Genomic DNA, 11,703 nt, shown 5'->3' with positions numbered 1-11,703 from the left:
CCCCTGCGACCGGTCCGGCGGTGGATGGTTCGTGGTTCCCCCGCCGGGTCCGGCGGGCCGCGCGACGGGGTCTCGACCCGGTGGCGCCGAACCACCTCGTGCGGAGGAACGCTTCCGGAGCGTACCGTGGCGTTCTGGCCGCCGCCCGTCGTTGACCGTACGGCAATCCTGCCAACCCGGCGACCAGCTGCGGATATACCCGTTCGGTCGGTACGGGCGACGCGCCCGCGTCCGGGATCCGGAGACGGGCGCGTCGGCGTGGCTGCGGATGGCGCTACAGCGCGGTTTCGATGAGCTTGATCAGGTCGCTCTTGGGACGGGCCCCGGCGATGGACTGGACCGGCTCGCCGCCCTTGAACATGGTCAGGGTCGGCACCGAGAGCACCCGGTAGGCACGCGCGGTCTCCGGGTTGTCGTCGATGTTGAGCTTGACGATCCGGACCTTGTCCCCCAGTTCGCCGGCGATCTCCTCCAGCAGGATGTCGACCTTGCGGCACGGCCCGCACCACTCGGCCCAGAAGTCCACCAGTACCGGCGTATCGGACTGCAACACGTCACTGGCGAAGTTGGCGTCCGTGACGGTGCTTGTTGCTCCCACTAGTCCTCCTCGGGGGTTGCTACGTGCTTGGAAATTCAGTCTTCTGCGAGTGTGGAGAGGAACCGCTCGGCGTCGAGGGCGGCGGCACAGCCGGTGCCGGCCGCGGTGATCGCCTGACGGTAGGTGTGGTCGACCAGGTCACCGGCGGCGAACACGCCGGGGATGTTGGTGCGGGTGGTCGGTGCCTGGACCTTGACGTAGCCGTTCTCGTCCAGCTCCACCTGGCCCCGGAACAGTTCGCTGCGCGGGTCGTGGCCGATCGCCACGAAGACGCCGCTGACGTCGAGCGTCTTGGCCTCGCCGGTGTGCGTGTTGCGCAGGCGTACCCCGGAGACCTTGCCGTCGTCGCCGAGCACCTCCTCGACCACGCTGTTCCACTCGACCTGGATCTTGTCGTTCGCCAGCGCCCGGTCCGCCATGATCTTGCTGGCCCGGAACTCGTCCCGGCGGTGCACGATCGTCACCTTGCTGGCGAACTTGGTGAGGAAGGTCGCCTCCTCCATCGCCGAGTCGCCGCCACCGACCACCACGATCTCCTGGCCCCGGAAGAAGAAGCCGTCACAGGTGGCACAGGACGACACACCGTGTCCGAGGTACTCCTGCTCGCCCGGTACGCCCAGCGGCCGCCAGGCGGAACCGGTGCTCAGGATGACCGCCTTCGCCCGGTACGCCGTCTCACCGACGTACGCGGTGCTCACCGCGTCGGAGCCCGGTACGCCGGTGTCCACCAGCTCGACCCGGGTCACGTCGTCGGTGACGAACTCGGCACCGAACCGCTCGGCCTGCTTACGCATCGCGTCCATCAGCTCCGGGCCCATAATGCCGTCCGCGAAGCCGGGAAAGTTTTCCACCTCGGTGGTGGTCATCAACGCACCACCGGACTGCACACCCTCGATGACCAGTGGTTTGAGATTTGCGCGCGCGGCATAGACCGCCGCGGTGTAACCGGCCGGGCCAGAGCCGATGATGATCAGGTTGCGGACCTCGTCCACTGCCGTCTCCCGATGTGTGTCTCTGCGCCACCGACGCCAGGCGCCGACGGCGGTCCGAGCGCCGGCCTCGTACGGCACCGGCGCCTGCAAGCCAGAACGTCATCGTACGAACCGGGGATTCCCGAGCCGGTCATCCGGTGGGTCATGTCACTGCGTCGACGAAACACCCGATGAGGCGTTGTTTCACCCTACCCGGCTCTGGTAGGTGACGTCGGCACCGGCGGCCGGTGAACCGCAGTTCGGGCCGGTCACCCAGGCCCAGCGGGCGCCCGACTGATCGGTGAAGACGACGACGAGTGCCGCCCTGCCCTGGAAGGTGGCGTAGTCCACCAGCTCGACCGCGACCGGGCCCTGCGCGTGTGCCGCCGCGATCTGGTCGAGGCAGTCGGCGAGGACGGACCGGTCGCCCAGTCGATCCAGGGACCTGTCGGCCCCGATGGGCGGGCAGCAGGGCGAGGGCGCGCTCGCCCTGCTCTCGGTGCTGCTCGACGCTGCCGGGTCGGCGTTCTCGGGGACCTGGCCGGAGCCCTGGGGGGAGGGCTGCGGAGGCTTCGTGGCCGGGACGGTCTGCCTGGCCAGGTTGGAGATGGTGTCCGGCAGGGAGTCGGGGGTGTAGTCGGTACCTGTGGAGAGCACCCGCTCGGCGGACGGCTCGACCACCGTCACGGGCGGGCCGGAGCCGAGGATCTGCGGCGCGGCCGCGTCCTCACGGGAGTTCATCGCCGTACCCGTGGAGTGGTCGCCGGCGCTGTCGCCACCGTCGACCAGCCCACTGAGGGCGAATCCGGCGAACCCGGCGACCACTGTGGCGATCAGGACGGGGGCGGCCATCCGTCGGGTCCAGCGCCGCCGCCGGCCGGGTGTGCCGGGGCGCTGCGTGCCGCCGCCGGCTCGGGTCGGCTCGGCCGGCTGCTGTCGACGGGGCCGACCGGCCGGATGCGTCGGCCCGCCCGGTCCGGACCCGATCGACGGGCCGGACCCGGAATCCCCGGCGTTGGAATCCCCTGACCTGGAACCTTCAGGGCCGGAATCCTCAGGGCTGGAATCCGGGATGGCGCCGGGCAGGTCGGAGGCACCCGGTGTCTCGGCCAGCTCCGTCGGTGTCCCGGCCAACGGCCCGGGAGCCTCGGCCGGGCTCGTGGCGGTGGCCGATTCGGTGCTGTCCGGCAAGACCGCCCTGGCCAGTGCCGCGTCGAGCCGGTCGAGCACCGGGGACGGCATCGGAGTCGGTTCGGCGGCCCAGGCTGCGAGGTCGAGGCGTACCGCGTCGAGACCGGCGGTGAGCGCGGCGTACGCCTCGGCCCAGGCCGGATCCCGGTCGACCAGCCGGGCGATCTCGATCTCGTCCGGGGTGCCGTGCAGCGCGCCACCGACATAGTCGGCCAGCAGGTCGAGATCGACCTCCCGATACTGGCCCCCGGTCACGATTCCTCCTGGTCCTGGTCCGTCCGGCCACCACGCCGGTCCGGTGCCACCTGCTTGTCCGTCCCCAGCCGGATCGATTCCGATCGGACGCCGCCGCTGGAGCCGAGGTTCCCGCTGGTGACCGACGGCACCCTGGGACTCGGCGCCGGGTCGCGGCTACCCGCCGGGCGGAGGTGGCCGAGCAGGACGGCGAGTCGGGCCCGTCCCCGGGCGCACCGGCTCTTCACGGTGCCCTCGGCGACGCCGAGGATCTCGGCCACCTCGGCGACCGGATAGCCCTGTAGGTCCACCAGCACCAGCGCGGCCCGCTGCTCGACCGGGAGTTCCGCGAGCGCCTGGTGTACGACGAGTCTGGTGTCGTGGTCGGTGGGCGGCGCGGCCGGCTCGACGCCACCCTGCCAGCGGGCGGTGTCGAGCGGGCGGGTGCCGTCCGGCAGCGGCACGGTCGGGTGGGCCTGCCGACGACGGATCCGGTCGAGGCAGGCGTTCACCACGATGCGGTGCAGCCAGGTGGTGACGGCGGCCTCGCCCCGGAACCGGGCCGCCGCTCGGTGTGCCGAGAGCAGGGCGTCCTGTAGGGCGTCCGCCGCCTCCTCCCGGTCGGAGACCGTACGCAGTGCCACCGCCCAGAGCCGGTCCCGGTGCCGGTGGAAGAGGATCGCGAAGGCGTCCCGGTCGCCGTCGACGTGTGCCCGGAGCAGCTCGGCATCGCTGCGCTCGGCATCGCCACCCGCCGAGGTGCTGCCCTCGGCGTCACTGCGCTCGGCGTCGCCGGGCTCCGAGCTGCTGCGCTCCGTGTCGGCGGGCTGCGAGTCGGCGGGTGCCACATCGACGGTCGGGGCGTCGAGCCGGACGGAGCCGGGCGGCCAGGTCGTCGTACCGTCGGTCCTCCTCGCGGCCTGCGGTCCCGGCAAGCCGGCGTCGTCGACGGTCGGACCTGCCGGCCGGGCCGGGTCGGTCGGCGCCCAGGGGTGCACGGGGGACGAGCCGGCACGGCCGGCGGCGTCGGAACCCAACCCGCCGGTCATGGCCGCACGATAGCCGAGTCGCGCACGTACGGGGACGACCGGTGGCTCACCGGCTCTGGACCGTGATCTCCTGAACGCCGATCTTCCACCGGGCGGAACCCGGCTCGGTCTCCGGCAGGTCGGTGATCCACAGCATCAGGTACTGGTATTTCTGGCCGGCCACGAAGTTGCTGAACAGGACCTTCGTACTGTTGGTCCGCTCGTAGGCGTTGCCGATCCGGGTGCTGAACGCCTCGACGAGGGCCCGGTCGCCACTGGACGTCGCCGGGAAGTCCTTGGCACCCGCGCGCAGTTCGGCGGCGACGCCGCTCTCCGAGAAGTCCACCTGCACGCTCGTGACCTCCCTGGGCTCGCCCAGGTTGATCAGGATGCCCATTCCGGCCTTCTTGTTGCCGAACTTCGACCCGTTGCGGTAGCTCTCCGTCTCCCAGCCCTCGTTGAGGTCGCCGTCGACAGCCTTCTCCACGTCGTCGAGCTCGCTCCGGGTGCCGTCCGGGTCGATCACCCTGACCTGGTCGCCCTTGAGGTCGATCTTGCGCGGAGGGGCGGCGGGTGGCTCCGGATCTCCGGCGACCGCCGGCTCGGTGCTGGTCCCGGTGGTCGGGGCCGGCCCGGCCTGGCCGTCGGTCGGGTTCCGGTCGCCGACCAGCGCGTTGATGCCGAGCGAGAGTCCGACCAGCGCGACGACCAGCAGGACGGCGATCCCGATCAACATCCTGCGGTTGCTCGGCGTGGGCAGGTCGGGGCCGTCGTCGCCGGCGGTGAAGCGGAGCGGCCCGCTGTCGAGGTAGTGCTCCTCGGCGGCGGCGTCGAGCCGGCTCAACTCGGCGGCGAGGACGTCCGAGGACGGTACCGCGAGCTGCGAGTCGAGCAGGTCCATGGTGAGGTCGTCGAGGTAGGCGGGTACACCGGCCCGGACCTGTCGGGGAGCCGCGATGGTGCCGCTCGCGTCGCGTACCGCGTCGGGCAGCGGCGAGCGGGACCGCCGGGTCGAGCCGGCGGTGAGGGACGCTTCGGCGTGCGGCCAGTGGCCGGTGAGCGCGTAGTAGAGGATGCCGCCGACCGCCCGTACGTCGGTCTCGGGGGTGTCCGCGCCGTCGGTGCGCGCGTCGGCGAGCACCACCCGGCCGTCGTCGCCGACCATCACGGTGCCGGGGTGCAGATTGCCGTGCACCATGCCGGTGGCGTGGATGGCGGCGATCGCACCGGAGACGGCGTGCGCGATGCTTGTGGCGCGGGCCGGGTCGAGCACCCCGTCGGCGACGAGTTCACGCAGGGAGTGTCCGTCCACCCACTCACGGACGACGTACGCCCGGTCCTCCTCGTCGATCGCGTCGTAGACACCGACGAGGTTGGGGTGGATCACCCGGCTGGCCGCGACCGCAGCCTGGAGCATCTCCTTCGCGGAGTCGCCGCCGGGATAGCGCAGCACCACGGCGACCGGTCGGCGCAGCACCACGTCGACACCGCGCCAGACCTGCCGGCCCGCGCTGTCGTCGTTGATGTGTTCGGCAAGCTCGTACCGCTCGGCCAGGATCTCACCGACGGCGGGGGCACCGAAGGTCATCACGGACGGAGCTGCCTCGTCCGCCTCCTGACCTTCGCCGACCTGGGTCACCCGTCCTCCCTCGGTGATCGTGTCGATCGATGGACCCGTGCTGCTAGGCATCTGGCTTCCCGCTCCGCCTTCGAAGGAATCGGACGGCCACCGGCACTCCTAGCCTAGGCGCTCGCCGCACCCGTCGAGAGCGACCTTACCCGGGTCTGACTGATCCCCGACACGTCATCTTGCGGCCGTACGCCGACCTGCTGGGCGGATGTGTCGGAAAGCGCGCTGGATCGTCCGCTGTCAGCCACCTTGATGGCCCGTGCATTTAGCAATCTATAGGTTAATTTCAACAGTTTGCTACCGGGTCGGCGTGCCGGCCCACCGCCCCCGCCCGGCACCCTTGTCGTCCGGGACGTCGGCATGCACCCCGCACCTTCCCCTGTGCGCCGGAAGTATGCCGGATGCCTGAGGTCGAGAGCATCCGGGTGGGCCTGCGACGGCGGTCGCGTCGATCACATCGCGGAGAGTACGGACACGCACTCCGCCGTTACAGCAAGTGACTCACCGTCCACAGGGTGTGTGTGAAGGTCCGAGCGGGACGCACCGCGTTTTCCACAGGAACATCCCCAGCCGAGCCGGTACGCCGACCGTCACCGGCGACTCACTGCGACTCACCGGCCGAGCCGGCGTCGGATCATGCCGACCACCGTGGTTATCTCCCGGATCCGCAGCAGCAGCGCCAGTCCGAGGTACGTGGCGCCGATCGCCGCACCGCCGATCGCCACCTCCAGGAAGCCCAGCCAGCGGTTCTCGGTCGCCTGGCCCGGCAGCAGGGTCACCACGAGCAGTCCGACGAGTGTCGCGCCGAGGGCGGCCACGATCACCCGGCCGAAGGTGTTGAGCATCTCGCGGAGGCCGATCCGGCCGATCCGGGGGCGCAGCAACCAGGCGGAGATCACCGCGGCGGCGACGTACGAGACGGCGTTGCCGAGCATCATCCCGGAGGCGAGTACCGAGGTGGAGAAGACGGCGAAGACGAGGATCTGCACCAGGATCCGGATCAGTACCACCGGGATGTTGATCAGTGCCGGCATGCGGGTGTCGGGCAGCGCCCAGAACACGAAGGTGAAGACCTGACTGACCGCGAACGGGATTAGTGCCAGCGCGGCGACCAGCAGCACCGGAGAGATCGCACCCGCGTCGCCCCGGGCGGCGCCGTAGTCGAAGAGGCTCACCGCGATCGGCTCGGCGAGTACGGCGTAGCAGACCGCGATCGGTGCGAGGACGGCGGTGACGGTCCGGACGGTACGGGACAGGTCGGACGCCATGTCCTCGAACCGGCCGTCGGCGGCGGCGGCGCTCATCCGGGGCATCAGCGCGGTGATGATCGAGACCGCGATGATGCCGTGCGCCATCATCAGCAGCAGGAAGACGTTGTTGTAGATGGCCGGTCCGGCCGACTCGCCCTCCACCTGGTTGAGCAGGTTGAAGAGCACGACCAGGCCGATGGAGTTGACCGCCACGTAGCAGAACATCCAGCCGCCGAGCCGGCCCAGCTCGCGCAGGCCCAGTGCCCGGAAGTCGAACCGCCACCGCCAGCGGAAGCCGACCTTGCGCAGCGCCGGCAGCAGGCCGACGGCCTGCACCACGATGCCGAGCAGGGTGCCGCCGCCGAGCAGCAGGATCCGACCCGGGCTCATCTCGGCCGGCTCGATGAGGTCGGTGCCGTAGATGGCGATGTAGAGCGCGCAGGCGGCGATGATGACGAGGTTGTTGAGGATCGGTGTCCACATCGGCGCCGCGAAGTGGCCACGGGTGTTGAGGATCGCGGCGACCAGCGCACTCAGCCCGGAGAAGAAGATGATCGGCAGCAGCAGCCGGGAGAGTGTGGTGACCAGCGAGTGGTAGTCGCTGCCGCGACCGCCCGCGTAGATCGCGGTGAGCAGCGGGGCAGCCACGATCGCCAGTACCGCGGCGACGCCGAGGGCCAGCACGGCGAGGGTGAGCAGGCGTTGGGCGTACGCCTGACCGCCGTCGGGGTCGACCCGGCGTCGGCGTACCAGCACCGGCACCAGCACGCTGGTCAGGATGCCGCCGAGCAGGAACTCGTAGACCATCTGCGGGATGATCAACGCGGTCGCGTACGCGTCGTTGACGGCGAAGGCGCCCAGCGCGGCCGTCACCATCAGGGTGCGCAGGAAGCCGGTACCCCGGCTCACCAGGCTGCCGATCGCCATGATCGCGCTGTTGCCGGCGGCGCTGCCGGCGGTCTCCGGCGGCGGCGTGGTGCTCTCCAGGATCGGCTGCGCGGAGATCAGCGTGGCGCCGTCCTGGGGCGGCGGGACGCCGTCGGGCATGGCGTTCGCGCTGCGGTACAGCCCGCCAGCCATGTCAGCCTCCCAAGGGGTACGGCGGGCAGGGCACCCGCCGGCACTGTTGGAACCTTAGTCAACCGGTCATCCGGCTGCCCGGCCCCGTCGCCCGTCCGGCCCCGTCGCCGCCCGGTCGGCGTGCCCGGCGCCGGCCGGTGCCGGACGGTTCAGTAGGCTGGCGATCCCATGTCCGAAACATCCGCCCCGAACAGCGCGCCCTCGACGCCGTCCGCCAGCCGGCCGGCCCTGAGCGCTGCCCAGCGCAACGCCGTCACCGAACTGCTCCGGGTCTCGCCGGTCGCCGACGAACTGGGGCGCCGGTTCGCCCGGGCCGGCCACGAGCTGCACCTGGTCGGCGGCTCGGTCCGGGACGCCCTGCTCGGCCGGCTCGGCGAGGATCTCGACTTCGCCACCGACGCACACCCGGACGAGACGCTGCGGCTGCTCAAGGGCTGGGCCGAGGCGACCTGGGAGACCGGGCGCGAGTTCGGCACGATCGGCGCACAGCGGGGCGGGCTGCGCCTGGAGATCACCACCTTCCGGGCCGAGTCCTACGACCAGGTGAGCCGGAACCCGGTCGTCCGGTACGGCACCAACCTCGGCGACGACCTGCGGCGGCGCGACTTCACCATCAACGCCATGGCGGTCAGCCTGCCGGGCCACGACTTCACCGACCCGTACGGCGGGATCGACGACCTCGCCGACCGGGTGATCCGGACCCCGGGTACTCCGGCCGAGTCGTTCGGGGACGACCCGCTGCGGATGCTCCGGGCCGCCCGGTTCGCCGCGCAACTGCGCTTCGCGGTCGTGCCGGAGGTGCGGGCGGCGATGCGGACGATGGCGGCCGACCTCGACCGGATCACCGCCGAGCGGATCCGGGACGAGTTCACCAAGCTGCTCTGCGGTGCCGACCCGATCACCGGGCTGCGGCTGCTCGTCGACACCGGTCTCGCCGACCGTTTCCTGCCGGAGCTGTCCGGGCTGAAGCTGGAGATCGACGAGCACGCACAGCACAAGGACGTCTACGAGCACACCCTGATGGTCGTCAGCAACGCCGTCCGGCTGGAGGAGGGCGATCCCGACTTCGTACTCCGGATGGCCGCGCTGATGCACGACGTCGGCAAGCCGGCCACCAAGGCGGTCGGGCCGGACGGCCGGGTCAGCTTCCACCACCACGAGGTGGTCGGCGCCCGGCTCACCAGGCAGCGGATGAAGGCGCTGCGCTATCCCAAGGACGTGATCGGCCAGGTGGTCGGGCTGGTCGGGCTGCACCTGCGGTTCTACGGGTACGGGCGGGGCGAGTGGACCGACTCGGCGGTGCGGCGGTACGTCACCGACGCCGGTGACCTGTTGTCCCGGCTGCACAAGCTGACCCGGTCGGACTGCACCACCCGCAACCGCCGCAAGGCCGCCGCGCTCGCCGCCGACTACGACGCGCTGGAGGAGCGGATCGCGCGCCTCGCGGCCGAGGAGGACCTTGCGCGGGTACGCCCCGACCTCGACGGCAACGCCATCATGGAGCTGCTCGGGGTACCGCCGGGACCGATCGTCGGCCGGGCTTGGCGGCACCTGAAGGAGCTGCGCCTGGAGCGGGGCCCGCTGGACCGGGACGAGGCGGAGGCCGAGTTGCAACGCTGGGCCCGGGAGCAGGGCATCACCGGCTGACCGTCGGTCCAGCGGTCGACGCGGTGCCAGGCGGGGCGGTCAGCGCAACGCCGATCGGGTTGTCGGCGCCAGCCGCAGTTGCCGGGGCGGCTCGGTGAGCGTGGCGGAGAGTTCGGGGAGCACCTCCTGCCGCCATCGGGCGGACCGGTCCAGCCACCGGAGGTGGTCGTCGAGTTGCGCGTCGTCGGCGAACCGGGTGACCCAGCAGACGACGTGTTCCCCGGTGCGCACGGGCAGTGCCGGATAGGTGTTCTCGGCGTACTCGCTGCGGAGGCAGGCCAGGGGTGCGGCGCCGGCTTCGTCGAGCAGCGGCCGGATGCGGCGGTGGAAGAGATCGGTGAACGCCTGGTCGACCGGCTCGGCCCGATGGCAGAGCGTCACCAGAACCCGCGACGCCGGGAGTTGGCGGTGGTCGACCGCCGGGCGTGCGGCCGGGGCCGGGAAGCCGGACCGTTCGTCGAGCGGGCGGAGCAGGAGTACGTCGTCGGAGTCGACCATCGTGGCGTTGGCCCGGTCCCGGTGTCGCTGCCAGACCGGGCCGCCGTAGAACCGGTGCAGTGCTGCGGCCCGGCGGGGCATGTCCGGGAATCCCCGGAACCAGACGAAGCGGTCCGGGTCGGCCAGGTCGTGGAACTGCCCGACCACCGCCATCCCGGCCGCCTCCTGCGGTTCGACGAACTCGCGGTCGAAGAGGTCGACAAGCGTGTCGCGGGCGCCGGTGTGCAGGGTGTACTGCCGCAGTTCGACGATCGGGTGGCGTACCTCGGTCATTCCTGTCCCGTCTCCAGTGTCTCGTGCAGCACGTCCGCGATCGTGGTGGCCGCGAGTTGCCGACGCAGCGCCCGGTCGACGTCTCCGTAGAACCGCCCGAGGGCCGGGCGGATGCCCCTGCCGACCGGGCACTCCAGGTTCGGTTCGTTGCGGTGCAGGGCGAACAGGGGCTCCCGCTCGACAGCCGTGTGGACGTCGAGCAGGGTGATCTCGTGTGGTGGGCGGGCCAGGCTCCAGCCCGCCCCGACGCCGTGCCGGACGGTGACCAGGCCAGCCTTTCGAAGGTCACCGAGGCTCCGCCGGATCACCACCGGGTTGGTCCGGACGCTCGCGGCGACCTGGTCGGAGGTGAGCACCTCTGCGCCGCGCCGCTCGGAGAGCGCCATCCAGGTCAGCACGTGGATCGCGATCGTCAGTCGACTGTTCGCCGCCACCCGTCCAGACCTCCTTCGCGCTAGCTGTAACAGACTCTGTTACAGCTAGCGGTTTGTCAATGCCGGAGCGGCCGGCTCGCCCGGCTCGCCCGCTGGCGATACCGTGCTATCCGGCGCTGGCGATACCGTGCCATCCGGCATACGACGGGCGGGGAGGTGACCGTGGCCGTCTCGGGCCGGCCGGGCGAACGCTCCTTCCTGGTGCCGATCGTGGCGCTGGCGTCGACACTGCTGGCCCTCGTCGTCGCGATCGTGCTGGTACTCGTACTCCGCGAGGGCGGCACGACCGGCGCCGGCCCGCCGGACTCCGGCCCCGCCAGCGGCACCCTGCCGACCGGGAGTACGCCGAGCGGCGTACCGGTCGCCGACGGGGCCGGCTGCCTGACCGGCGTCTGGCAGGTGACCTCGCACGAGGAGCAGGTGGACGTGCCCGGGGTGGGCCGGCTGGCCTTCACCGGTGGCACCGGCTCGACGCTCTCGCTGGGCGACGGGGGCGACGGGATCGCCGACTACGGCGACGGCACCGTCTTCACCGGCAGTTACGCCGGCCAGGAGGTCGTACTCGAACTGCGGGGCCGGGTCGACTACCGCTACGCCGCGTCCGGAGACCGGATCGAGCTGCGGGACGTACGCTCCGCCGCCGAGGTGCGGCTGCGGGTCGGTGCCGGTACGCCCGGAGCCTGGCGGCCCTTCACCGCCTCCACCGCCCCGGCCAACTACACCTGCGTCGGCGACCGGCTGACCCAGAAGTCCCTCGCCTTCACCACCCTCTACACCCGCACCGGTTAGCAGCGCACGGAGCACCGAGGCGAGACCGGCCGGTAATAGCAAGCGGCCGAGGACGGCAGGCGGCCCGGCACCGGAGCGGC

10 protein-coding genes are annotated in these 11,703 nt (G+C 71.4%); 2 read left to right on the top strand and 8 right to left on the bottom strand.

Annotation, left to right across the window (positions count from 1 at the left end; translation table 11 throughout):
• Nucleotides 1-274: 274 nt before the first annotated feature.
• The 6 genes from trxA to murJ form a co-directional block, all read right to left on the bottom strand.
• Nucleotides 275-598: a thioredoxin gene (gene trxA / locus CLT71_RS22345; protein WP_101368825.1), complete on the bottom strand. Its 324-nt coding sequence runs from the start codon at nt 596-598 to the stop codon at nt 275-277.
• Between the two features lie 35 nt (nt 599-633).
• A complete protein-coding gene (gene trxB / locus CLT71_RS22340; protein ID WP_101368824.1) occupies nt 634-1,590 on the bottom strand; it encodes a thioredoxin-disulfide reductase in 957 nt (318 codons plus the stop codon).
• Between the two features lie 183 nt (nt 1,591-1,773).
• Entirely contained in the window at nt 1,774-3,015 is a 1,242-nt protein-coding gene (locus CLT71_RS22335) for a hypothetical protein (protein WP_101368823.1), read from the bottom strand.
• A complete protein-coding gene (gene sigM, locus CLT71_RS22330) occupies nt 3,012-3,842 on the bottom strand; it encodes an RNA polymerase sigma factor SigM (RefSeq protein WP_101371688.1) in 831 nt (276 codons plus the stop codon). The genes CLT71_RS22335 and sigM overlap by 4 nt, the downstream gene beginning before the upstream one ends.
• A gap of 247 nt (nt 3,843-4,089) precedes the next feature.
• A complete protein-coding gene (locus tag CLT71_RS22325) occupies nt 4,090-5,712 on the bottom strand; it encodes a protein kinase family protein (protein WP_101368822.1) in 1,623 nt (540 codons plus the stop codon).
• 551 nt (nt 5,713-6,263) lie between these two features.
• A complete protein-coding gene (gene murJ, locus CLT71_RS22320; protein WP_101368821.1) occupies nt 6,264-7,982 on the bottom strand; it encodes a murein biosynthesis integral membrane protein MurJ in 1,719 nt (572 codons plus the stop codon).
• Nucleotides 7,983-8,150: 168 nt separating this feature from the next.
• Between murJ and CLT71_RS22315 the strand changes: the two genes are divergently transcribed.
• Nucleotides 8,151-9,629, top strand: coding sequence for a CCA tRNA nucleotidyltransferase (locus CLT71_RS22315; protein WP_101368820.1), 1,479 nt, complete (start codon nt 8,151-8,153; stop codon nt 9,627-9,629).
• Between the two features lie 39 nt (nt 9,630-9,668).
• On the opposite strand, the gene CLT71_RS22310 is transcribed toward CLT71_RS22315, so the two are convergent.
• Both CLT71_RS22310 and CLT71_RS22305 read right to left on the bottom strand, forming a co-directional pair.
• Nucleotides 9,669-10,400 (bottom strand): NIPSNAP family protein, encoded by a 732-nt coding sequence (locus CLT71_RS22310; protein ID WP_101368819.1) that lies wholly within the window; start codon nt 10,398-10,400, stop codon nt 9,669-9,671.
• Nucleotides 10,397-10,834 (bottom strand): Rrf2 family transcriptional regulator, encoded by a 438-nt coding sequence (locus tag CLT71_RS22305; RefSeq protein WP_101368818.1) that lies wholly within the window; start codon nt 10,832-10,834, stop codon nt 10,397-10,399. The genes CLT71_RS22310 and CLT71_RS22305 overlap by 4 nt, the downstream gene beginning before the upstream one ends.
• A gap of 162 nt (nt 10,835-10,996) precedes the next feature.
• Here CLT71_RS22305 and CLT71_RS22300 point away from each other — a divergent pair, with 162 nt between their 5' ends.
• On the top strand, nt 10,997-11,623 hold the full coding sequence (locus CLT71_RS22300) for a hypothetical protein (protein ID WP_143743537.1): 627 nt from the start codon (nt 10,997-10,999) through the stop codon (nt 11,621-11,623).
• Nucleotides 11,624-11,703 lie beyond the last annotated feature (80 nt).

Source organism: Plantactinospora sp. CNZ320 (genome assembly GCF_002846275.1).
Note: the sequence above shows the minus strand (reverse complement) of the source record. Positions and strands in the feature narration are given on the sequence as shown.

Coding starts and splice junctions, on each gene's coding strand:
- CLT71_RS22315 (WP_101368820.1), top strand. CDS start 8,151: ATGTCCGAAACATCCGCCCCGAACAGCGCGCCCTCGACGCCGTCCGCC.
- CLT71_RS22310 (WP_101368819.1), bottom strand. CDS start 10,400: ATGACCGAGGTACGCCACCCGATCGTCGAACTGCGGCAGTACACCCTG.
- CLT71_RS22325 (WP_101368822.1), bottom strand. CDS start 5,712: ATGCCTAGCAGCACGGGTCCATCGATCGACACGATCACCGAGGGAGGA.
- murJ (WP_101368821.1), bottom strand. CDS start 7,982: ATGGCTGGCGGGCTGTACCGCAGCGCGAACGCCATGCCCGACGGCGTC.